This window comes from Microbacterium mangrovi (assembly GCF_000802305.1).
Classification (GTDB): Bacteria; Actinomycetota; Actinomycetes; order Actinomycetales; family Microbacteriaceae; genus Microbacterium; species Microbacterium mangrovi.
The window spans coordinates 26,247-48,921 of record NZ_JTDK01000006.1 but is presented as its reverse complement, the minus strand read 5'-3'; the positions used below and the strand labels follow the sequence as shown (position 1 = coordinate 48,921).

The 22,675-nt window shown below is 70.0% G+C and carries 20 protein-coding genes and 2 tRNA genes; 9 read left to right on the top strand and 13 right to left on the bottom strand.

Annotated features, from left to right (window positions below; translation table 11 throughout):
• Positions 1–36: 36 nt before the first annotated feature.
• From LK09_RS04265 to LK09_RS04240, 6 genes are all read left to right on the top strand, one after another.
• Positions 37–1,371: an MFS transporter gene (locus LK09_RS04265; protein WP_082008050.1), complete on the top strand. Its 1,335-nt coding sequence runs from the start codon at positions 37–39 to the stop codon at positions 1,369–1,371.
• Positions 1,371–2,030 (top strand): pentapeptide repeat-containing protein, encoded by a 660-nt coding sequence (locus LK09_RS04260; protein ID WP_039396466.1) that lies wholly within the window; start codon positions 1,371–1,373, stop codon positions 2,028–2,030. Before LK09_RS04265 ends, LK09_RS04260 begins: the two co-directional genes overlap by 1 nt.
• A gap of 109 nt (positions 2,031–2,139) precedes the next feature.
• Complete coding sequence (locus tag LK09_RS04255) at positions 2,140–3,354, top strand: MFS transporter (RefSeq protein ID WP_052226408.1); 1,215 nt, start codon at positions 2,140–2,142, stop codon at positions 3,352–3,354.
• A gap of 30 nt (positions 3,355–3,384) precedes the next feature.
• Positions 3,385–4,320 (top strand): hypothetical protein, encoded by a 936-nt coding sequence (locus tag LK09_RS04250; protein WP_082008049.1) that lies wholly within the window; start codon positions 3,385–3,387, stop codon positions 4,318–4,320.
• Positions 4,321–4,485: 165 nt separating this feature from the next.
• Complete coding sequence (gene valS / locus LK09_RS04245; RefSeq protein WP_039396462.1) at positions 4,486–7,047, top strand: valine--tRNA ligase; 2,562 nt, start codon at positions 4,486–4,488, stop codon at positions 7,045–7,047.
• Positions 7,047–7,280 (top strand): hypothetical protein, encoded by a 234-nt coding sequence (locus LK09_RS04240; RefSeq protein ID WP_039396458.1) that lies wholly within the window; start codon positions 7,047–7,049, stop codon positions 7,278–7,280. The genes valS and LK09_RS04240 overlap by 1 nt, the downstream gene beginning before the upstream one ends.
• A gap of 27 nt (positions 7,281–7,307) precedes the next feature.
• Here LK09_RS04240 and LK09_RS04235 read toward each other — a convergent pair whose 3' ends face one another.
• Together LK09_RS04235 and tdh are read right to left on the bottom strand one after the other, a co-directional pair.
• Positions 7,308–8,486, bottom strand: a complete 1,179-nt coding sequence (locus LK09_RS04235; RefSeq protein ID WP_039396455.1) for a glycine C-acetyltransferase — start codon at positions 8,484–8,486, stop codon at positions 7,308–7,310.
• Positions 8,487–8,509: 23 nt separating this feature from the next.
• Complete coding sequence (tdh, locus tag LK09_RS04230; protein WP_039396452.1) at positions 8,510–9,553, bottom strand: L-threonine 3-dehydrogenase; 1,044 nt, start codon at positions 9,551–9,553, stop codon at positions 8,510–8,512.
• 24 nt (positions 9,554–9,577) lie between these two features.
• Here tdh and LK09_RS04225 point away from each other — a divergent pair, with 24 nt between their 5' ends.
• Positions 9,578–10,549 carry a LysR family transcriptional regulator gene (locus LK09_RS04225; protein WP_407939141.1) on the top strand — a complete coding sequence of 324 codons (972 nt, stop codon included), beginning with the start codon at positions 9,578–9,580 and terminating at the stop codon, positions 10,547–10,549.
• On the opposite strand, the gene LK09_RS04220 is transcribed toward LK09_RS04225, so the two are convergent.
• The 3 genes from LK09_RS04220 to LK09_RS04210 are packed head-to-tail and all read right to left on the bottom strand — an operon-like array spanning position 10,527 to position 12,605.
• Positions 10,527–11,789, bottom strand: coding sequence for an MFS transporter (locus tag LK09_RS04220; RefSeq protein ID WP_039396446.1), 1,263 nt, complete (start codon positions 11,787–11,789; stop codon positions 10,527–10,529). The genes LK09_RS04225 and LK09_RS04220 overlap by 23 nt on opposite strands.
• Complete coding sequence (locus LK09_RS04215) at positions 11,786–12,001, bottom strand: hypothetical protein (RefSeq protein WP_039396443.1); 216 nt, start codon at positions 11,999–12,001, stop codon at positions 11,786–11,788. Before LK09_RS04215 ends, LK09_RS04220 begins: the two co-directional genes overlap by 4 nt.
• A 1-nt stretch (position 12,002) precedes the next feature.
• Positions 12,003–12,605, bottom strand: a complete 603-nt coding sequence (locus LK09_RS04210; protein WP_039396440.1) for a winged helix-turn-helix domain-containing protein — start codon at positions 12,603–12,605, stop codon at positions 12,003–12,005.
• Positions 12,606–12,698: 93 nt separating this feature from the next.
• Here LK09_RS04210 and LK09_RS04205 point away from each other — a divergent pair, with 93 nt between their 5' ends.
• Entirely contained in the window at positions 12,699–14,753 is a 2,055-nt protein-coding gene (locus LK09_RS04205; RefSeq protein ID WP_039396437.1) for a M3 family metallopeptidase, read from the top strand.
• Positions 14,754–14,759: 6 nt separating this feature from the next.
• Here the strand turns inward: LK09_RS04205 and LK09_RS04200 are convergent, their stop codons facing one another.
• From LK09_RS04200 to LK09_RS04165, 8 genes are all read right to left on the bottom strand, one after another.
• Positions 14,760–15,998, bottom strand: coding sequence for an MFS transporter (locus LK09_RS04200; RefSeq protein ID WP_039396434.1), 1,239 nt, complete (start codon positions 15,996–15,998; stop codon positions 14,760–14,762).
• On the bottom strand, positions 15,995–17,344 hold the full coding sequence (locus LK09_RS04195) for a GH1 family beta-glucosidase (RefSeq protein ID WP_039396431.1): 1,350 nt from the start codon (positions 17,342–17,344) through the stop codon (positions 15,995–15,997). Before LK09_RS04195 ends, LK09_RS04200 begins: the two co-directional genes overlap by 4 nt.
• A gap of 56 nt (positions 17,345–17,400) precedes the next feature.
• Positions 17,401–18,669, bottom strand: coding sequence for an ATP-dependent Clp protease ATP-binding subunit ClpX (gene clpX / locus LK09_RS04190; protein WP_039396429.1), 1,269 nt, complete (start codon positions 18,667–18,669; stop codon positions 17,401–17,403).
• Between the two features lie 186 nt (positions 18,670–18,855).
• Positions 18,856–19,530, bottom strand: a complete 675-nt coding sequence (locus tag LK09_RS04185; protein ID WP_039396426.1) for an ATP-dependent Clp protease proteolytic subunit — start codon at positions 19,528–19,530, stop codon at positions 18,856–18,858.
• Between the two features lie 23 nt (positions 19,531–19,553).
• Entirely contained in the window at positions 19,554–20,144 is a 591-nt protein-coding gene (locus LK09_RS04180) for an ATP-dependent Clp protease proteolytic subunit (protein ID WP_039396423.1), read from the bottom strand.
• 93 nt (positions 20,145–20,237) lie between these two features.
• The gene (locus LK09_RS04175; protein ID WP_039396420.1) at positions 20,238–20,750 is read right to left on the bottom strand and encodes a tetratricopeptide repeat protein; all 513 of its coding nucleotides are present in this window, start codon (positions 20,748–20,750) and stop codon (positions 20,238–20,240) included.
• A gap of 65 nt (positions 20,751–20,815) precedes the next feature.
• Positions 20,816–22,243 carry a trigger factor gene (tig, locus tag LK09_RS04170; protein ID WP_039396417.1) on the bottom strand — a complete coding sequence of 476 codons (1,428 nt, stop codon included), beginning with the start codon at positions 22,241–22,243 and terminating at the stop codon, positions 20,816–20,818.
• A gap of 78 nt (positions 22,244–22,321) precedes the next feature.
• Positions 22,322–22,395 (bottom strand) — tRNA-Pro (locus LK09_RS04165).
• Between the two features lie 126 nt (positions 22,396–22,521).
• On the opposite strand from LK09_RS04165, the gene LK09_RS04160 reads away from it, so the two are divergent.
• Positions 22,522–22,595, top strand: a tRNA-Gly gene (locus tag LK09_RS04160).
• The last annotated feature ends 80 nt before the right edge of the window (positions 22,596–22,675 follow it).

Sequence of the window (22,675 nt, the reverse complement as noted above, 5' to 3'; positions counted from 1 at the left end):
TTCGGCCCCCGCCCTCTCAGGAAACTGGCAGGATGGATGCCCGTGACCACCGCAACACCCGCTGTCGCCCCGAACGCCCTGCCCACCCGTCGTGTCGCCTGGGCGTCGATGGTCGGCACGTCGCTCGAATCGTTCGACTTCTACGTCTTCGCGTACTTCTCGGCGTTCTTCGCCGGCCCGGCGTTCTTCGAGCCGCTCGGGCAGTTCGGCGCGACGATGGCCTCGTTCGCCACGATCGCCGTCGCGTTCGTGGTGCGTCCGCTCGGCGCCATCGCGTTCGGCCACATGGGCGACCGCCTCGGACGCCGGGCGACGCTGCTGTGGACGGTCGCGATCATGGGCGTCGCGACCGCGCTCATCGGCTGCCTTCCCACCTATGCGCAGGCGGGCTGGTTCGGTGCCGTCGCGCTCGTGCTGCTGCGCGTCGTGCAGGGCCTGTCGCTCGGCGGCGAGTGGGGCGGTTCCATCCTCCTCGCGACCGAGAACTCCGGGCGCCTCAAGCGCGCGTTCTACGCCGCCATCCCGCAGCTCGGCTCTCCGGTCGGCTCGACGCTCACCGCCGTCGTCTTCCTCGTCATGGCCCGCGCGATGTCGGCCGAGACGATCGCCGCCTGGGGATGGCGCATCCCGTTCCTCCTGGCCGTCCCGCTGCTGCTCGTGTCGCTGTACCTGCGCTGGTCGATCGACGAGACCCCGGTCTTCACGCGCCTCGTCGCGGAGAAGCGCCGCGACAAGGTGCCGTTCCTCGAGGTCTTCCGGGGCGCCCCGGCGGAGTTCATCGTCGCCGTCGGCGCCGCCCTCCTCGGCATCGGCTCCTACTCGCTGATGAACACGTACACGATGAACTACGGCGCCGACCACCTGCACTACGACTACACGCAACTGCTCACCGCGACGACGATCGGCGCCCTCGTGCAGTTCGTGACGATCCCCCTGTTCGGCGCCTGGGCCAACCGGATCGGCTCGGCGAAGGTCGTGATGTGGGGAGCCCTCGGCACCCTCCTCATCGCGTTCCCGATGTACTGGCTGCTGCCGAGCGCGTCGTTCGGCGTGCTCGTCGGGATGATGGTCGTCGGCGGCATCCTGCCCACGGCATCCTGGGCCGCGCTGGGCGGACTCATGAACGATCTGTTCCCCGACCACTTCCGCTATTCGGCGCTGTCGATCGCGTACGCCGTCGCGGCGACGTTGTCCGGCTTCATCCCGCTCGTCACGCTCGAGCTCGGCCAGGTGACCTCCTACGCGTGGTGGCACCCGGCACTGGTTCTCGCGATCCTGTCGGTGCTCACCCTGGTGTGTGCCTACCTCGCCTCCGGCTGGAAGCGCGTGCCCGAGTCGGACACGTTCACGCCGATCGGCGTGCCGGACTGATGGCGCGCGCGGCCGCCGGCCCCGCCGCGCCGCGGGTGTCGGCGCCCGATCTTCCGGACGACCTCGACGAGGTCTCGTTCCAGGGTCCGGGGGCCGAGATCTCGCAGGCGCAGATCGGTCGCCTGGACGAGGAGCAGGACGCCTCCCGGACGTTGCTCACCGAGTGCGTGCTCGATGCCACCGGGGTGGATCGACTCGATCTGACCCTTGCGCGCCTCGCAGACGTCGAGCTCGCCGGGCTCCGCGCCGCGGAGGTGGTCGCGACCCGGGGCACGTGGCGCAACGTCCGCTCGGTCGGCGGACGCGTGGGTGCACTGGACTTCGGGCGCGCCGAGCTCGCTTCGGTCGAGCTGCGCGGCATCCGCGTCGACTACCTGACCCTCGCCGGTGCGACGGCCGCCGACGTCGTGTTCGTCGACTGCGCGATCGGCACCCTCGACCTGCCGGGCGCCACGCTGTCGCGCGTGCGGTTCGAGGGATGCCGCGCCGACGAGGTCGACACGCGGGACCTGCGTGCGGAACACCTCGACCTGCGCGGTCTGGACGCCCTCTCGTTCACCTCGCCGGCGGGTCTGCGCGGTGCGACTCTCGCGACCCGCCAGGTGGAGCTGCTCGCCGCGGACCTCGCGGTCGCGCTGGGCATCGACGTCCGGGACTGACTCTCGCCCCATCGCGCAGTGCCGCATCCCTTGCCCTGCCGTACGCGCCGTGCGACAATCGACATCAATCCCTAATGGCACTCGGTTTTGAACGAAGAGGTCCGTCCGCATGTCCGACGCCGCAGCAGCCGTCGCCACCGAGTTCGAGGCGCGCACGGTCACCCGCTGGCGCAACGCGGTCATCGCCGCCTTCGCGCTCGGCGGCATCACGGTGGCATCCTGGGGCCCGCGCCTGCCCGCGGTGATGTCCGAGCTGCACACCGACACCGGAACGCTCGGGCTCATCCTCGGCTCCGTGACCGTCGGGTCGATCGTGGGACTGCTCACCTCGACTCCCCTGCTGCACGCTCTGCGCAGTCGCCGGGCGGTCGGCGCAGCGCTCCTCATCGCCGCCATCGCCCTGGCCGTCATGGGGATCGCGGTGGCCGCCGGGTCGATCCCGGGCACGACGATCGCGTTCATCATCGTCGGGTACGGCATCGGCACCCTCGACGTGCTGATCAACGTCGAGGGCGCCGCGGTCGAGAGCGCAGCGCAGCGCACCCTGATGCCGCTCATGCACGGCGGCTGGTCGGTCGGGGCAGCGGTCGGCGCCGGGATCGGCGCCCTCTGCGCGGCCGTCGGCATCTCGCCCTCGGCCCAGTTCCTCGGCGAGGCGGTCCTCGTCGCGGTGGCCGGCATCGTGCTCGCGACCTTCATCGCGCCCGGCATCCGCCACGAGGATGCCGGCGAAGACCGCACGCGGCTGCAGAGGCTCGCCGCCTGGGCCCGCGGCTGGCTGGACTGGCGCCTGCTGCTGATCGGCGTCGTGATGCTCGGCGTGGAGCTCGCCGAAGGCAGCGCGAACAGCTGGATGACGCTGTCGGTCCACGACGACCACGGGCAGACGGCCACCATCGCCGCCCTGTTCTTCACCGTCTTCGCCGTCGCGGAGGCGGCGGCGCGGATCTTCGGCGGCCCCGTGGTCGATCGCCTCGGACGGGTGCGGACCACCCGGGTGACGACCGCCCTCGGCGTGCTCGGCGTCGTCCTGTTCATCATCGGCGGCAATCCCTGGCTGGTGCTCGCCGGTGTCGTGCTGTGGGCGATCGGGGTGTCCATGGGGTTCCCGCTGGGGATGTCGGCCGCCGCCGAGAGCGGTCCGAATCCGGTCGCGCGGGTGAGCGTCGTCGCCACGGTCGCGTACCTCGCCAACCTCGCCGGTCCTCCCGCGATCGGGATGCTCGCCGCCCGGTTCGGCCTGCTGAACACGCTCTGGGTGGTCGTGGCCCTCATGGCGGCCGCGTTCCTGTGCGCGGGATCCTTGCGGACAGCTCGCAGGTAGGCATCCAGAACCAGCATGCACAATGGGGGCATGGCGCGCGCACCGCAGCCCGCTGCTGCACCCACCGATCCGACCCTTCTCGAACGCTCGCTCGAGAAGGTCCTCGCCGTGCAGCGTCCCGCCGTCGTCGCCCATCTGCGCAGCGTGCGGCTGCGGCATCCGGATGCCTCTCCCGCGCAGCTCGCGGTGATCCTCGAACGCCGCTACCTGGCAGCCGTCACCAGCGGCGGGGCGGCCGTGGGGGCGACGGCCGTCATCCCGGGCATCACGACGGGCATGACGCTCGCCCTCAGCGGGGCGGAGACGGTCGGGTTCATGGAGTCGACCGCGCTGTTCGCGCAGTCGCTCGCCGAGCTGCACGGCATCCACGTCGACGATCCCGACCGCGCCCGCGCGCTGGTGCTGACGCTCATGCTCGGATCCGAGGGGGTCGCACTGCTCGGTCAGTTCGGCGGTCAGGCCCGCGGCACCGGGCCCTCACGCTCCGTGTACTGGGGCGAGGTCATCACGCAGACCCTCCCGAAGGCGGCGGTCGGACCCGCGGTCGACAAGCTGAAGTCGACGTTCATCAAGCACTTCGCCGCGCGCGCCGGAGCCTCCTGGGTGGGCAAGGCGCTCCCCTTCGGCATCGGCGCAGTGGTCGGCGGCGTGGGCAACAACGTGCTGGCACGGCGCGTGGTCGCCAGCTCGCGCCGCGCGTTCGGGCCGCCGCCGCTGATCCTCCGCGCCGAACTCGAACCCGGGCCGGATGCCCTCCGCCTCGAGCACCGCGCCGTCGCGGTCGTCCGACGCGCCGGAGGCGCCGCCACCCAGGTGGGCCGATCGGCCACGAACGCCGGCCGCACGGCCACGTCCGCGGTGCGGCGCGCCCTCCCCGCGCGCCGCCGCCCCGACTCTTCCGAGTCCCCGCCGGTCCCGGCCGAGCCCGCCTCCCCGCCGGCCCCCGCGGACCCCGGCGCCCGCTGATCCGTCTCCGTCCGTCGCTCACCCGACGACATTCGCGCCTGCAGGCGACTCCCCGACGCCCGGGCCGGGTCAGCAGGCGCCCCTGCCGCTCCGATAGACTGTCGCGGCATCCCACACTCAGGCACGCTCACACGGTGCCGCACATATTCGCTCGAGGAGACACCTATGACCATTCCCGACAAGCCGGCTCTCGAAGGCCTCGAGCAGAAGTGGGATGCCGCGTGGCGTGCGAACGGAACATACCTGTTCGACCGCGTCCGGGCCGCCGAGGTCGGCCGTGCCGGAGTCTTCTCAGTCGACACCCCGCCGCCGACCGCCTCCGGCAGCCTGCACATCGGGCACGTCTTCAGCTACACGCACACCGACCTCAAGGTCCGGTTCGAGCGCATGCGCGGCAAGACCGTGTTCTACCCGATGGGCTGGGACGACAACGGCCTGCCCACCGAGCGCCGCGTGCAGAACTACTACGGCGTGCGCTGCGACCCGAGCCTTCCCTACGACCCGGATTTCACCCCGCCGTTCGCGGGCGGTGACAACAAGTCCAGCAAGGCGGCCGACCAGGTGCCGATCAGCCGGCGCAACTTCATCGCGCTGTGCGAGAGTCTGACGATCGAGGACGAGAAGCACTTCGAGGACCTCTTCCGCCAGCTCGGCCTCTCGGTGGACTGGACGCAGACGTACCGCACCATCTCGGACGATACGATCCGCACCAGCCAGCTGGCGTTCCTGCGCAACCTGGAGCGGGGCGAGGCGTACCAGTCGCTGGCCCCGACCCTCTGGGACGTCGACTTCCGCTCCGCGATCGCCCAGGCCGAGCTCGAGGATCGCGAGCAGCAGGCGAGCTACCACGAGGTCGCGTTCCACAAGACCGACGGCTCCGGCGACGTGCACATCCAGACGACGCGCCCCGAGCTGCTCCCGGCCTGCGTCGCCCTGGTCGCCCACCCCGACGACGACCGCTACAAGGCCCTGTTCGGCACGACCGTGCGTACTCCGCTGTTCGACGTCGAGGTGCCGGTGCTCGCGCACCCGCTCGCCCAGATCGACAAGGGCTCCGGCATCGCGATGATCTGCACGTTCGGCGACGTGACCGACATCATCTGGTGGCGCGAACTCGACCTGCCCAACCGCACGATCCTCGGCAAGGACGGACGCGTGCTGGCGGACGCCCCCGACGCGATCGTCACCGAGCAGGCCCGCGCCCACTACGCGGAGCTCGCCGGCAAGACGGTGTTCAGCGCCAAGAAGCGCATCGTGGAGCTGCTCGGCGAGTCGGGCGAGCTCATCGCCGTCTCCAAGCCCTTCAGCCACGCGGTGAAGTTCTTCGAGAAGGGCGACCGCCCGCTCGAGATCGTCTCGACGCGCCAGTGGTATCTGCGAAACGGCGCCCGCGACGAAGAGCTGCGCGACCGGCTCATCTCGTTCGGGCAGCAGATGTCGTGGCATCCCGACTTCATGCGCGTGCGCTACGAGAACTGGACGAACGGCCTCACCGGCGACTGGCTGGTCTCCCGTCAGCGCTTCTTCGGGGTGCCCATCCCGCTCTGGTACGGCCTGGACGAGAACGGCGAACGCGACTACGACCGCGTGATCGTGCCGGACGTCGGCCAGCTGCCGCTGGACCCGACCACCGACGTTCCGGTCGGCTACCGCGAAGAGCAGCGCGGCGTCCCGGGCGGTTTCGAGGCGGAGAAGGACATCTTCGACACCTGGGCGACGTCGTCGCTGACTCCGCAGCTGGCCGGCGGATGGCAGCGCGACGACGAGCTGTGGAACCTCGTCGCCCCGTTCGACCTGCGCCCGCAGGGCCAGGACATCATCCGCACGTGGCTGTTCTCGACGATGCTGCGCTCGCTCCTCGAAGACGGCCGCGCGCCGTGGACGGACGCCTCGATCTCCGGCTTCATCGTCGACCCGGACCGCAAGAAGATGTCCAAGTCCAAGGGCAACGTGGTCACGCCGGCGGACATCCTCGCCCAGCACGGCACCGACGCGGTGCGCTACTGGGCGGCATCGAGCCGGCTGGGTGCAGACGCCGCGTTCGATCCGCAGAACCCGACGCAGGTGAAGATCGGACGCCGCCTCGCGATCAAGGTGCTCAACGCGGCGAAGTTCGTGCTGTCGTTCCCCGTTCCGGAGGGCGCCGAGATCACGCACGCGCTGGATGCCTCGATGCTGGCCGGTCTCCACCAGGTGGTGCGCGACGCGACCCGCGCCTTCGAGGCCTACGACCACGCGCGTGCCCTGGAGATCACCGAGTCGTTCTTCTGGACGTTCTGCGACGACTACCTGGAGCTGGTCAAGGAGCGCGCCTACAACCAGTCCGACGTGGGGCAGCCGTCCGCGGCCCTCGCGCTGCGCACCGCCCTGTCTGTGCTGCTGCGCCTTCTCGCCCCGATCCTCGCGTTCGCGACCGAGGAGGCCTGGTCCTGGTTCGAGGAGGGCTCGGTCCACACCGCGCCCTGGCCGGTGGCGCCCGAGCAGGATGGCGGCGACCCGCTCGTGCTGCAGGCGGTCGGCGAGGCGCTCATCGGCATCCGCCGCGCGAAGACCGAGGCGAAGGTGTCGCAGAAGACCCCGGTCGAGCGCATCGTGATCGAGACGCCGCACCTGGACGCGCTGACCGCCGCCGAGGGCGACCTCAAGGCCGTCGGCCGGATCGTCGCCATCGAATTCGTGCCGGGTGAGACCACCGCGGTGCGCGAGATCGAGCTGGGCGAACTCTGATGCAGCTCGGCACGCGCTGGACGGCGGGCGGGGATCCTCCCGCCCGCCTGTCCGCCGAGGTCGTCGCCGCGATCCGCGAGGTCGATGCGCGCGTCGCCGGGGCATCCCCGGCGCCGCGCTGGACCCTCACGTGGCTCGAGGGCCGTCCCGTGGCCGAACTCGACGACGGCGTCACCGTCACGATCGTCACGACGGATGCCGCAGGCGTGCCCGTCGTGCGCATCGAGGACTGAGAGCGTTCGTCCGCGGGGTCCTCGTGGTCAGCCGACCGCGTCCCGCGCCGCGACGAAGGCGGTGACGCACCGCTCCACCTGCTCCGGGGTGTGCGCGGCCGACAGCTGGACGCGGATCCGCGCCCGCTCCCGCGGGACGACGGGGAAGCTGAACGCCGTGACGTACACGCCGTGGCGCTGCATCTCCGCCGCGATCCGGGCGGTGCGGGCCGCGTCCCCGAACATCACCGGCACGATCGGATGCTCACCGGGCAGCAGGTCGAAGCCCTCCTCCGCCATGCGCCGGCGGAACAGTGCCGCGTTCTCCTGCAACTGCCGGCGCAGGTCGCCCGACCCCTCGACGAGGTCGAGCGCGGCAAGAGTGCCCGCCACGATCGAGGGCGCCAGCGTGTTGGAGAACAGGTAGGGCCGCGCCCGCTGGCGCAGCAGGGCGACGATGTCGCGGTGCCCGGAGACGTAGCCGCCGGAGGCCCCGCCGAGGGCCTTGCCGAACGTGCCGGTGTAGATGTCGACCCGGCCTTCGACGCCGCACAGCTCCGGCGTGCCGCGCCCGTGGTCGCCGATGAAGCCGACGGCGTGCGAGTCGTCGACGAACACCAGCGCGTCGTATCGCTCGGCGAGGTCGCAGATCTCGGCGAGGGGGGCGATGTAGCCGTCCATCGAGAACACGCCGTCGGTCACGACGACCCGGAACCGCGCGTCGGAGGCCGCCTGCAGCTGCTCCTCGAGATCGGCCATGTCGCGGTTTCGGTACCGCAGCCGACGGGCCTTGGACAGCCGGATCCCGTCGATGATCGACGCGTGGTTGAGCTCGTCGGAGATGATGGCGTCATCGGCCGAGAACAGCGTCTCGAAGACGCCTCCGTTCGCGTCGAAGCACGACGAGAACAGGATCGCGTCGTCGGTGCCGAGGAACGACGCCACACGTCGCTCCAGCTCGAGGTGCTGCTCCTGCGTCCCGCAGATGAAGCGCACCGACGCGAGTCCGTAGCCCCAGGCATCCAGCGCGCCCTTGGCGGCGTGGACGAGACGCGGGTCGTCGGCGAGCCCGAGGTAGTTGTTGGCGCAGAAGTTCAGCACGTCGGTGCCGTCGGCGACGATCTCGGCGCCCTGCGGACCCCGGATGCCCCGCTCGTGCTTGGTGAGTCCGGCCTCGTCGATGCCGGCGAGTTCTGCGGCCAGGTGCTCGCGGAATGCTCCGTACATGTCGTTCTCCGTTCCGCGCGGGCTCAGAGCCGCGTCCAGTCGAGGATGATCTTGCCGGTGCCCGCCGCGGCTGCGGCGTCGAAGCCCGCCTCCCAGTCGGATGCCGGGATGACGTCGGCGATGATGCGACCGATCGCCTCGCGCAGCGCCGCGCTGCTCTGCAGCATGGCGCCCATCGCGTTCCAGGTCTCGAACATCTCGCGTCCGTAGATGCCCTTGATCGTCAGCATGTGGGTGACGATCTTGCCCCAGTCCACGCTGAAGGGGGCGCTCGGAAGGCCGAGCATTGCGATCCGGCCGCCATGGTTCATGTTCTCGATCATCGTGGGCATCGCCGACGCGGCGCCGCTCATCTCGAATCCGACGTCGAAGCCCTCGCGCATGCCGAGCGCCTTCTGCGCATCGTGCACGTCGCCGGTCGACACGTCCACCGTCTGGTCGGCGCCCATGAGCTTCGCCAGCTCGAGCCGCGGCGCGCTGATGTCGGTGGCGGCGATGAAGCGCGCGCCGGCATGCCGGGCCACGGCGATGGCCATGAGTCCGATCGGGCCGCAGCCGGTGACCAGGACGTCCTCTCCGACCAGCGGGAAGGCGAGGGCGGTGTGCACGGCGTTGCCGAGGGGATCGAAGATGGCGCCGACCTCCGGCGCGACATCCGGGTGATGCACCCAGACGTTCGCCGCGGGGAGCGAGAGGTACTCGGCGAAGGCGCCGTCGCGGTGCAGTCCGAGGCCGATCGTGCGGATGCACATCTGTCGTCTTCCGGCACGGCAGTTGCGGCACATCCCGCAGACGATGTGCCCCTCGCCGGAGACGCGGTCGCCGACGGCGATGTCGTGCGCCAGGGGACCGACCTCGACGACCTCACCGTAGAACTCGTGTCCGGGGATCAGCGGGGTGCGGACCTCGGACGCGGCCCAGTCGTCCCACCGGCGGATGTGCAGGTCGGTGCCGCAGATGCCGGTGCGGAGCACCCGGATGACGACTTCGTCTGGTCCGGCGACCGGGTCGGGGCGGTTGACGAGTTCGAGCCCCGCATGCGGTCCGTCTTTGAACAGCGCTTTCATGACTCCATCCCATGCCCCGCGACCATGAAGAGCAATGCCCACCTGCTGGACGATAGTTTAAGTACGCCTTCATGGTTTGATGGGAGCGTGAACCTCCAGCAGCTGCAGATCCTCCGCGAGCTCGGCGCGCTCGGCAGCGTCACCGCGGTCGCCGAGGTCCTGCACGTCTCGCCGTCCGCCGTGTCGCAGCAGCTGAACGCGCTGCAGCGCGGCATCGTGCCGCCCCTCACGCGCAAGCAGGGGCGCACGCTCGTCCTCACGCCGGCGGGCGAGGCGCTCGCGGCCGAGGGCGCCATCGCGCTCGATGCCATGGCCGCCGCGCGGCGCGCGGTCGACCGATTCGAGGCGGCGCCGTCGGGGGTGGTGACCGTGAGTGGCTTCCTGAGCGCCGCGCAGGCCCTCTTCGGGCCGCTCGTGCGCGATCTCGGCACCGGCCCGGACGTGCCGGACGTGCGTTTCACCGACGAGGATGTCGCGCAGAACGAGTTCGCCGCCCTCACCGCCCGGTACGACCTCGTGCTCGCGCACCGGATGGAGCACAGCCCGCCCTGGCCCCGGAGCGGCATCCGCTGCGTTCCGCTCGCGGCCGAGCCCCTGGATGTCGCCCTGGCCGCCTCGCATCCGCTCGCCCGGCGCGAGACGCTCACCCCCGCCGACGTGGTCGGAGAGCGCTGGGTGACCAGCCGCTCCGGGTTCTCCCCCGACGACGTGGTGCGCACGATCTCCGCGGTGACCGATCGCCCGGTCGACATCGTGCACCGCATCAACGACTACGGCGTCGCCGCGGCCGTGATCGCCGCCGGCGGCGTGGTCGGGATGCTCCCCCGCTACACCTCGGTCATCGCCGACGCCACTGGAGTCGTCCGGCGCCCCCTCGAGGGTGTCGGCACCAACCGGATGATCGACCTGCTCACGCGTCCGGAGAACCTCCGGCGGCGCTCCGTGCGCCTCGTCGCCGAGTCGCTGCAGCGCGTCATGTCGTCGCTGGCTGCGTGAGTGCCTCCGCGCCGGCGCGGCGGGTTCCCACCACCAGCAGGCGGCATCCCGCCAGCGCGGCCACCATCGCGACGGCACCGCCGATGACGAACGGCAGCGGCAGGCTGACCCGGGCGACGAGCCCGCCCAGCACCGTGGCAACCGGGAACAGCCCCCACGTCAGCGTGCGCGAGATCCCGAGCACGCGACCGAACAGCCGCTGCGGGACGATCTGCTGGCGCAGAGCTCCCCACGGGACGTTCCACGTCGAAACCGCCAGCGCCGCCGTGGCGTAGGCGATGAGGGCCGTGATGAGATTCGGCGCAAGACCGGTCACCAGGAGTCCGAGGCCGGCGACCAGGTTCGCGGCGAGCATCACCGGGCCGCGCCCGAACCACCGGACGAGCGTCGAGGCGATGAGCGACCCCACGAGGGCTCCCGCCCCGATCACCGCGGTGAGGAATCCGATCGCTGCCGGCTTCACGTGGAGGGTGTCGAGGAAGAAGAGGAAGTTCGCCGCCTGCGCGAACGCGAACGCGCTCCCGGTGATCGCGGTGAACCCGATCATCGACCGCAGGTACCGGTGACGCCAGACGTACCCCACCGCTTCGCGTGCGGACACCCCGGTCTCGAGCGGGGCATCCCCCGGCTCGCGCAACGGGCGCGCCGCCGAGAGCGGAAGGAGCAGCACGAGCACGATCGGGATCAGATACGCCGCCGAGCCCACCCACAGGGGCAGGGCGAGCGCGACGCCGAAGAGCACACCGCCGATCGGCACGGCGATGAAGTTGTCGATCGTGATCTGGGCCGTCTGGATCCACCCGTTCGCGCGGTCGAGCTGCGCACGCTCCACGACGCCGGTGAGCGCGGCGTTCGTCGCGTTGTCGTAGAGCGTCTCGCCGAGGCCGAACAGCAGCACGCCGATGAGCAGCGTCACCATGCTGAGGCCGCCCGTCACGACGAGGACGGCCAGCCACAGCGCGACCGCGCATCGGACGCCGTTCGCGACCGCCATCACGATGCGGCGGTCGTACCGGTCGACGATCATCCCGGCCGGCAGGCCGAAGACCAGCCACGGGACGAACGCGAGGGCCGTCACGAGCGAGATCTGCAGCGGGTCCTTGGTCAGCGTCGTGGCGATGAGCGGAACCGCGGTGCGGCCGATTCCGTCGGCGAGTCCGCTGAATGCGGTCGCCGACCACAGCGTGCGGAATCCGCGGCCGAGCGTGGAGCGCTCGGCCGCAGGTGCCGTGGTGGTCACCGGTCGAACATCCGCAGCGCGCCGGCCGCCTGGGCGTCACGCTGACGCTCGGCGACCGCGTGGGCGACCGCCTCGTGCTCGGCTGCGGCGGCACGGTGGCGCATGTGGTGCACGGCGGCGCGCTCGAGGCGCTGCGACGTGGCGATCAGCGTGCGCTCCCACAGGGTGGTGGTGGGGACGCGGGTCGAGCGGGTGGCGGTGATGGCGGTCATTTCAGTGTCCTTGCTCGGGGAGCGGGAAGATGTCGGTGCGGATCGTCACCGTGCGGGTGCCCGGTGCGTCCTGGGTGCGGTACTTGTCGACCGTTTCGTTGACGATGTCCTGGATGCGGCTGCCGAGGTCTTGGAGCTGCTCGATGGTCAGCTCGGCGGTCGCCGTGGAGATGATCGCGCTCTCCCCCCAGGGGTCGGAGTCATCCATGGCGCGGTTGATGAACTCGAGCAGCTGTTCGTTGCGGCGCTTGAGGAACTCGGTCATGACGACCTGGCTCGCCGCGCGCCCGGACGGCGTCTTGATGGCCTCGGGATTGGCGAAGGAGACCGCGCCGCGGGGGCGCTCCCACCATCGCTCACGCGCCGTGCCGCGGCCGTCGACCTCGCGGATGAGGTCATGCTTGGCCAATGCCCGCAGGTGGTAGCTCGTGGCTCCCGACGACTCCCCCGTCATGCTCGCGAGGGTGGACGCGGTCTGCGCACCGTACTGCGACAGGATGTCGTAGATCTGGACGCGCAGCGGGTGAGCGAGGGCGCGAAGCGCGCCGGCATCCAGGACGCGCTCGACGCGCTCGGTCGGCTCGGTGGGGCTTTCATCGCTCATGGTTACAAAGATACCTTTGCACACCATCGTTTGCAAGTATTTCTTTGCAACAACTTCTCTGCATGTTCTCGCGGCGGCCAATAGGGTGGAGGGATGACGGACGCCCCCAACCCTCTCCTCGAGTCGCCCACCCTGCCGTACCAGGTGCCGCCCTACGACCGCATCCTGCCCGAGCACTACCTGCCCGCCTTCACCGAGGCGTTCGCGCAGCACCGCGCCGAGGTCGAGGCGATCATCGCCGACCCGGCGCCTGCGACCTTCGAGAACACGTTCGTCGCGCTCGAGCGCTCGGGGGCGCTGCTGGATCGCGTGGCCCACGCCTTCTACACGGTCTCGTCCGCGCACGCCACCGACGAGATCCAGGCGATCGACGAACAGCTCGCACCGCTGATGGCCGCCCACGAAGACGCAGTGAAGCTCGACGCCGGACTGTACGCGCGGATCGCCGCCGTGCGAGCGCGCCTCGACGATCTCGGCCTCACCGGGGAAGACCGCTACCTCGTCGAGCGCTGGTACCGCGAGACCACCCACGCCGGCGCGGCGCTCGACGACGACGCCAAGCAGAAGCTCACCGCGCTCAACCAGCGCCTGTCGACGCTCTCGACGCAGTTCGAGAAGAACCTGCTCGCCGACACCAACGACCTCGCCGTCGTCTTCACCGACGCCGCCGAACTCGACGGGCTCAGCGACGGCGAGCTCTCCGCGGCCGCCGTCGCCGCGGCCGAGCGAGGGCTCGAGGACTCGTACCTCGTGACGCTCCCCCTGTTCACCGGGCACCCCTACCTGGAGAGCCTGACGCGCCGCGACAGTCGCGAGCGCCTGCTCGCGGCATCCCGCGCACGTGCCGCACGCGGCAACGCGAACGACAACGTCGACGTGGTGCGCGAGATCGTGCGCCTGCGCGCCGAACGCGCCGAGCTGCTCGGCTACCCGAGCCATGCCGCCTACATCACCAGCGACGAGACCGCGGGCTCCCCCGAGGTCGTCCACGACCTCCTGCGTCGCCTGGCCGCACCGGCCGCAGCCAACGCGCGGGCCGAGCAAGCAGGACTCCAGGCCCTCGTGGATGCCACCGATGACCCGTATCCGCTCGCCGCACACGACTGGCCGTACGTCACCGAGCAGGTGCGACGGGAGAAGTACGACATCGACACCGCGGCGCTGCGCCCGTGGTTCGAGGCCGAGCGGGTGCTGCAGGACGGCGTGTTCGCGGCGGCGCATCGGCTCTACGGCGTGAGCTTCACGGAGCGGCACGACATCCCGACCTACCACCCGGATGCCCGGGTGTTCGAAGTGTCCGACGAAGACGGTTCCGCTGTGGGCCTCTTCGTGCTCGACCTGTACACGCGTGACACCAAGCGCGGCGGGGCGTGGATGAACCCGATCGTGAGCGAGTCCGCGCTGCGCGGCACGCTGCCGGTCGTCGCCAACAACCTGAACGTCCCGAAGCCCGCGGCCGGTGAGCCGACGCTCCTCAGCCTCGACTTCGTCACCACCCTGTTCCACGAGTTCGGGCACGCGCTGCACGGCCTGTTCGCCCGCACGACGTACCCGCACTTCTCCGGGACTTCGGTGTTCCGCGACTTCGTCGAATTCCCGAGCCAGGTCAACGAGATGTGGCTCATGTGGCCGGAGATCCTCGACAGCTACGCCCGGCACATCGACACCGACGAGCCCATTCCGGCCGACGTCGTCGAGCGCCTCCGCGCGAGCGAGACCTTCAATCAGGGATTCCTCACCAGCGAGTACCTCGCTGCCGCGTGGCTCGACCAGGCGTGGCACTCCCTGAGCGCCGACGAGGCCGCCGCAGACCTAGACGTGCCGGCGTTCGAGGCGGCCGCCCTCGCCGAGATCGGTCTCGACAATCCGCTCGTGCCGACGCGCTACTCGACGACGTACTTCGCGCACGTGTTCTCCGGCGGGTACAGCGCCGGGTACTACTCCTACATCTGGAGCGAGGTGCTCGACGCCGACACGGTGGAGTGGTTCCGCGAGAACGGCGGTCTGGCGCGCGAGAACGGCGAGCGGTTCCGGCGTCGGCTGCTCGGCGTCGGCGGATCGAAGGACCCGCTCGAGGCCTACCGGGACTTCCGCGGGCGCGACGCCGACATCGCCCCGCTCCTGAAGCGCCGCGGCCTCGAGTCCTGAGCGATGTCAGGGCGTGGCACGGACCCGCTCCCGCGCCACGCCCGACATCCCCGCGCCGACCACGGACAGCACCGCGCTGACGATCAGGAGCAGCCAGAAGCCGCCGACGAGCGCCACGAGCGTCGCACCGACGAGTGGGCCGACGAGCTGGCCGAGCGCCGCGCTCACGTTGACGAGCCCCAGGTCGCGGGCGTGATCGTCCGGGAACGGCAGCAGGTCGGTGGCGAACGCCAGGCCCACCGTCGAGAACGCCCCGTAGCCGGCTCCCAGCACGGCTGCCGCCACCATGGTCGTGGTGAGACTCGGAGCGACCACGATCACGACCGCCGCCGCGGCCTGCACCACCGCCGACGCCATTGTGAGAACGCGTCGACGGCCGGTGCGGTCCGACCACCAGCCGGCGAGCACCGAGGCGGCCACGACGAAGATCGTGTAGACGACGATCACCAGCAGCAGGTTGTCCTGTGCCTCCGCCTCCCGCTCGCCGAGCCCGTACATGAGGAAGAAGAGGAACAGGGTCGTCGGTAGGGCGTTTCCGACGTTGGTCACGAACCGACCCCAGACGACCCACGCGAAGTCACGATGCCCGAGCGCGACCCACGGCAGCCGCCGTTCGTCGCGTGTCGGGCCGGTGGCGACGGGCGGGTCGGGCAGCAGCAGCGCGGCCAGCGTTCCGACGAACGCGATGAACAGCGCCAGAACGAGATAGCCCGCGAAGATCGACAGCCCGAGCAGCACGACGGCGCCCACGCCCAGCACGATGCCGACGGCCTGCGACGAGCTCGCGGATGCGGATGCCGCCCCGCGCTGCGATTCGGGGAGCTGATCGGCGATGAGCGCGGTGAACGCGGCGGATGCCACGGCGACGCCGACCGAGACGCCGGTCCAGGCGAGACCGATCGGCCAGGGGCCGTGCACCAGCCCGGCGACGACCAGGCAGAGGCCCGTCCACACACTCGCGCCGATCGCCCAGGGCCGGCGCCGACCCCACCGGGTGCGGGTGCGGTCCGACAGCATGCCGGAGACGGGCCCCGCGATCACCCCCGCGAGGCCGCCCACGCCGAGGACGACGCCCGAGTAGACCACGCCGGCGACCCACGTGCCGGTGGTGCTGGTCGCCGTGTTCAGCTGCGTGGGCAGCAGCAGCTGCACCGGAGTGAGCTGCACCGTCCAGATCGCCAGCCACGCGAGCGTGAAGAGGACGAACCAGCGTGTGCCGACCGTGCGCGGCGACGCTCCGGTCATGCGCGGGATGCCGCGATGAGGTCGCGGTACCAGTCGTAGGATGCCTTGGGCGTGCGTTCCCCCGTCGCGAAGTCGACGTGGACGAGCCCGAACCGCTGAGTGTATCCCTCGAGCCATTCGAAGTTGTCCATCAGCGACCACACCGTGTACTCGCGCACGTCCACCCCGCCCTCGATCGCGGCGGCGACCGCCCCGATGTGGCCGGCCAGGTACGAGATCCGCTCGTCGTCCTGGACGCGGTCGGCGGCATCCGGCTCTGGAAAGGACGCCCCGTTCTCGGTGATGTGCACGGGCGGCATCCGCTCGGCGTAGCGGCGCTTCAGGTCCACGAGCAGCCCGGTGAGCGCCTCGGGGACGATCGGCCAGTCCGGGCCGAAGCCGGTGGTCGGGGCGCCGGGGGTGGGCACGATGTCGAACGGCAGCGGGCTGCCGTCGGGGGCGGCCGTCACCGTCGTCGGGTTGTAGAAGTTGACGCCGTAGAAGTCCTGTGGCGAACCGATCAGCTCGAGGTCGCCGTCGCGCACCGGCATGGGCGGCAGGCCGAGCGCTTCAAGATCAGGGTAGCCGTCGCCCAGCAGCGGGTCGGCGAAGATGCGGTTGTGCAGCAGGTCGTAGACGGCCGCAGCCTGATGGTCTTCCGCCGCGTCTCGCAGGGGGCGCACCTGCGTGTGGTTGTTCACGATGCCGACCCCCTGCGCACCACGCGCCCGCAGCGCCCGTGCCGCGAGTGCGTGTGCGAGGAGCTGATGATGGACGGTCGGAAGAGCCCCGAACAGCAGCTGCTTGAGCGGCGCGAGGGTGCCGATCCCGTACCCCTGGAGCGTCGTCATCGCGGGCTCGTTGATCGTGTACCAGTCGGTCACTCGGTCGCCCAGCCGGTCGCCGACGAGCCCCGCGTAGTCGGCGAACCGGGTCGCCGTGTCCCGGTCGAGCCACCCGCCGCGCTCTTCCAGCGCGACCGGCAGATCCCAGTGGTAGAGGGTCGGGAACGGTCGAACGCCCGCGGCGAGCAGCGCGTCCACGAGCCGGTCGTAGTAGTCGAGTCCGGCACGATTTGCGGGTCCCGTGCCGTCCGGCTGCACCCGCACCCAGGAGATCCCGAATCGGTAGCTGTCGACGTCGAGCCCCTGCAGGAGTGCGACGTCGTCGTCTGCTCTCCGGTACGAGTCTGCAGCGGGATCGGCGGTCGTGGCATCCTTGATCGCGCCCGGCGTCTCGACCACGTCGTCCCAGATGGACCGTCCGCGTCCGTCGGCTGTTCGGGATCCTTCAATCTGGAAGGCGGCGGTCGCCGTGGCCCAGCGCAGCTGCTTCAGTGCAGGTGAGCGCAGTTCGGGATTCGTCATGGAGCGACTCTACGGCCGCTCCCCCGCGCGGAAAAGATCCGCCGCTGATCCGCGCGTCAGGCGCTCTTGCGCTTCTGGCGCAGCACCAGGGTCGGCGCGGCGCCGGTCTCGACGGCCGCCCGCGTCACGATGACCTTGTCGACGTCCTCGGTCGAGGGGATCTCGAACATGATCGGCCCGAGGACGTCTTCGAGGATGGCCCGCAGCCCGCGAGCACCGGTCTTGCGTGCAACCGCGAGGTCGGCGATCGCCTCGAGGGCCTCGTCGTCGAACTCGAGCTCGACGTCGTCGAGCTGGAACATCCGCTGGTACTGCTTGACGAGCGCGTTCTTCGGGCCGGTGAGGATGTCGATGAGCGCGGCGCGGTCGAGCGGCGACACGGATGCCACGACCGGGAGCCGGCCGATGAACTCCGGGATCAGGCCGAACTTGTGCAGGTCTTCGGGCTGCACCTCGCTGAACAGGTTCTGGTCTTCGTCTTTGCGGTGCAGCGAGGCGCCGAATCCGACGCCGTGCTTTCCGACCCGCGACGAGATGATGTCTTCGAGGCCGGCGAACGCACCCGCGACGATGAACAGCACGTTCGTCGTGTCGATCTGGATGAATTCCTGGTGGGGGTGCTTGCGGCCGCCCTGGGGCGGAACGGACGCGACCGTGCCCTCGAGGATCTTCAGCAGCGCCTGCTGCACGCCCTCGCCCGAGACGTCGCGGGTGATCGAGGGGTTCTCGGCTTTGCGGGCGATCTTGTCGACCTCGTCGATGTAGATGATGCCGGTCTCGGCGCGCTTGGTGTCGAAGTCGGCCGCCTGCAGAAGCTTGAGCAGGATGTTCTCGACGTCTTCGCCGACGTACCCCGCCTCGGTGAGGGCGGTCGCATCGGCGACGGCGAACGGGACGTTGAGCTTCTTGGCGAGCGTCTGCGCGAGGTACGTCTTGCCACAGCCCGTGGGGCCGAGCATGAGGATGTTGCTCTTCGCGATCTCGACCTCGTCGGCGCGCTGCTCGGCTGTCTGGAGGGTTCCGCGGGCACGGACCCGCTTGTAGTGGTTGTAGACGGCGACGGACAGGGCGCGCTTCGCGTCTTCTTGTCCGACGACGTACTCCTCGAGGAACGAGAAGATCTCGCGGGGCTTGGGCAGATCGACCTCGGAGATCTCGCCCGGGCCGGACTCGGCCATGCGCTCCTCGATGATCTCGTTGCACAGCTCGACGCATTCGTCGCAGATGTACACGCCGGGGCCGGCGATCAGCTGCTGCACCTGCTTCTGGCTCTTGCCGCAGAAGGAGCATTTGAACAGGTCGGCGCCTTCACCGATGCGTGCCATGCAGCTCCTCCTTCGTCGAGTGGCGGCCGCGGGGGCCGCTCGTGGTTCCGAGCCTAATCGAGGCCTCGGACATCCGGGCGGATCTGTCTGTCACGTGTCGTGTCGCGTCATGGGAGGCCGCCCGGACGGCGGATGCCCCGCGGCACCGTGCGTGATGCACTGTGCCGCGGGGCATCCGGAGTCCGCTCACGCGCCGAGGGCCGGCAGGCCTCCGCGCTTGCGGGTGGTCAGCACCTGGTCGACCAGGCCGTACTCGACGGCTTCGGCGGCCGACAGGATGTTGTCGCGGTCGATGTCCTTGTTCACCTGCTCCTGCGTGCGGTTCGAGTGACGCGACAGCGTCTCTTCGAGCCACGTGCGCATGCGCATGATCTCGTTCGCCTGGATCTCGATGTCGGATGCCTGCCCCTGGCCGGCCTCGCCGACGGCGGGCTGGTGGATGAGGATGCGGGCGTTCGGGAGCGCCAGTCGCTTGCCGGGAGCGCCGGCCGCGAGCAGCACCGCCGCGGCCGAGGCCGCCTGGCCGAGCACGACGGTCTGGATCTGCGGCGACACATACTGCATCGTGTCGTAGATGGCCGTCATCGCCGTGAACGAGCCACCGGGCGAGTTGATGTACATGATGATGTCGCGGTCGGGGTCCTGCGACTCGAGCACGAGCAGCTGCGCCATGACGTCGTCGGCGGACGCGTCGTCCACCTGCACGCCGAGGAAGATCACGCGGTCTTCGAACAGCTTGTTGTACGGGTCCTGGCGCTTGTAGCCGTAGGCGGTGCGCTCTTCGAACTGCGGCAGCACGTAGCGGCTGCCGGGCATCTGCAGGCCCTGCGGCGAACGCAGGCCGGAAGCGGGGATGTTCATTTCCATGTCTGTGTTCCCAACCCTCAGTTCGACTGCTCGGTGCCGCCGCCGCCGATGACGTCGGAGGCCGACTCGCGGATGTGATCGACGAACCCGTAGGCGAGGGCCTCGTCGGCGCTGAACCAGCGGTCGCGGTCGCCGTCGGCGTTGATCTGCTCGACGGTCTTGCCGGTGCGCTTCGCGGTGATCTCGGCCAGGCGCTTCTTCATGTCGAGGATCAGCTGCGCCTGCGTCTGGATGTCGCTCGCGGTGCCGCCGAAGCCGCCGTGGGGCTGGTGCAGCAGCACGCGCGCGTTCGGCGTGATGTAGCGCTTGCCCTCGGCACCGGCGGTCAGCAGCAACTGACCCATGGACGCCGCCATGCCGATCCCGACGGTCACGATGTCGTTCGGGACGAACTGCATGGTGTCGTAGATCGCCATGCCCGCGGTGATCGAGCCGCCGGGCGAGTTGATGTAGAGATAGATGTCCTTCGCGGAATCCTCGGCAGCGAGAAGAAGGATCTTCGCGCAGATCTCGTTCGCGTTCTCGTCGCGCACCTCTGATCCCAGCCAGATGATGCGGTCCTTCAGCAGTCTGTCGAAGACGCTCGTCGCGACAAGGGGTTCAGCCATTGCAGCTCCTGTGTTCGTGGTCGTGGCTTCGAATCTACCGGCGCGCCCGGCGCGACCCGCCCGTGTTCGCCGTGGGCAGAGCGGGCGTGCCCGTCACGGCATGGAACCCTCGTCGGGGGCGACGAGTTCGCGGGCGTAGGCGCCGACCGATCGTGTGTAGAGCGTCAGGTGCGGCGCCAGTGCCTGCAGCGCGATCGACAGCCCGCGGGTCGGATCGCCGGCGCTCGCGAGGGCGAGGGCGTAGAACGCGGATGCCTCGTCGTGGAGTTCGGCATCCGCACCGGCCGCGTACGCGTCGCGCAGCAGCGCCAGCGCCTCCTCCGTCTTGCCGAGGTTGCGGATGGTGCTCGCGAGCTGGATGGTCGCCCGCACGCGGCGGCGCGGGTCGAGTCCCGCCGCGAGGGCCGCGCGGTAGAGCGGTTCGGCATCCACCTCGTGGCCGGCGCTGTCGCGAGCGCCGGCGCGTTCGAACAGCGCGACCGGATGCTCCGCGCCGAGCTCGTCCGCGAGGGCGTCGATCGCCTCGATCCGGGCCTGGTCGTCGAGGTCGGCATCCGCCCAGACGGCGTCGATGCGTCGCTGCCAGTCGTCGAACTGCTCGCTCATGCGCTCCCCTTCCGGAGACGCCGAGGGGCGGACCGCCGCAGCGATCCGCCCCTCGGATGTGTGGATTACTCCGCGGCCTCTTCGGTCGCAGCAGCCTTCTTGGCGCGCGACTTCTTGGCCGGCTTGGCCTCTTCTTCGGCGACGATCTCGTCGGCCTCGGACGCGGCGTCCGCGATCTCCTCGGCCTCTTCGACGACCTCGTCGGCGGCTTCGTCCTCGGTGGCGACGAAGCGGCTCATGTCGACCGCGTTGCCGTCGGTGTCGACGACGTTGACGGTGCCGAGCGCCACGGCGAGTGCCTTGTTGCGGGCGACCTCGCCGACGAGGGTCGGCAGCTGGCCGTTCTGCTGGAGCGCGTTGACGAAGTCCTGCGGGGCCATGCCGTACTGGGCGGCGGACTGCACGATGTACTGCGTCAGCTCGTCCTGCGACACGTCGACGGTGTGCTTCTCGGCGAGCTTGTCGAGCACCATCTGCGTGCGGAACTGCTTCTCGCTGGCCTCGGTCACCTCGGCGCGGTGCTCGTCGTCCTCCAGGCGGTTCTCGGACTCGAGGTGCTGGTGCACCTCGTCGAGCACGAGCTGCTCGGGCACGGGGATGTCGGCCTGCTCGATGAGCGTGTCGATGAACTTGTCGCGCGCGGCGGAGCCCTGCGAGAAGGATGCCTGCTCCTTGACGCGCTCGGCGAGGCTGTCACGCAGCTCGGCGATCGTGTCGAACTCGCTGGCGATCTGGGCGAAGTCGTCGTCGGCGTCGGCGAGCTCGCGCTCCTTGACGTTCTTGACCGACACGGCGACCTCGGCCTCTTCGCCGGCGTGCTCGCCGCCGATGAGCTTCGAGCGGAAGGTGGTGTCCTCACCGGCGGTCAGCGACTCGATGGCCTCGTCGATGCCCTCGAGCAGCTCGCCCGAGCCGACCTCGTAGGAGACGCCCTCGGCGCGGTCGATCTCGTTGCCGTCGATGGTCGCGACGAGGTCGAGCTCGACGAAGTCGCCGGTCTTGACCGGACGGTCGACGGGCACCAGGGTGCCGAACCGGGCACGCAGGCTGTCGAGCTCGGCGTCGACGGCGGCCTCGTCGACCGGGACGGCGTCAATCGTGAGGGTCGTGCCCTCGTAGGCGGGCAGGTCGAACTCGGGACGGACATCCACCTCGACCTCGACCTTGAGGTCGCCGGAGAAGTCCTTCTCGTTCGGCCACTCGACGACCTCGGCGCTGGGGCGGCCGACGATCTTGACCTCGTTCTCGGTGACGGCCTGGCGGAAGAAGGTGTCAAGGCCCTCGTTCACGGCGTGCTCGATGACCGCACCGCGGCCGACGCGCTGGTCGATGATGGCCGGCGGCACCTTGCCCTTGCGGAAGCCGGGGATCTGGATGTCCTCGGCGATGTGCTTGTACGCGTGGGTCACGCTGGGCTTGAGGTCCTCGGGCGTGACCGAGATGTGCAGCTTCACACGAGTGGGGCTCAGCTGCTCGACGGTGCTGGTGACCATACCTGTTCGTTCTCCTCTGGTTTCCGTGCACATACATGCACGGCGGCTGAAGGTTTTGGGGTCTTTGGGGGCCGTTCGTCGGGGCGACAGGATTTGAACCTGCGGCCTCCCGCTCCCAAAGCGGGCGCTCTACCAAGCTGAGCTACGCCCCGGGCGCGCACACGAAGTGCGCCGAAACGGCCACAGAGAGTCTAGCCGACAGGACTGCACCGCCCCTGCACGCGGTCAGCGGCGCCCGAAACATCCACTACACTCGTGAAGGTCGCAAACGCGACGACGGGGATGTAGCTCAATGGTAGAGCCTCAGTCTTCCAAACTGATTACGCGGGTTCGATTCCCGTCATCCCCTCCACTGCCCCTCCGGCCCGGCCCGCTGACCGCGAGCAATGCATGGCTACTCGGTTGAGCGCCGGCGCGACGGCGGACGACGAT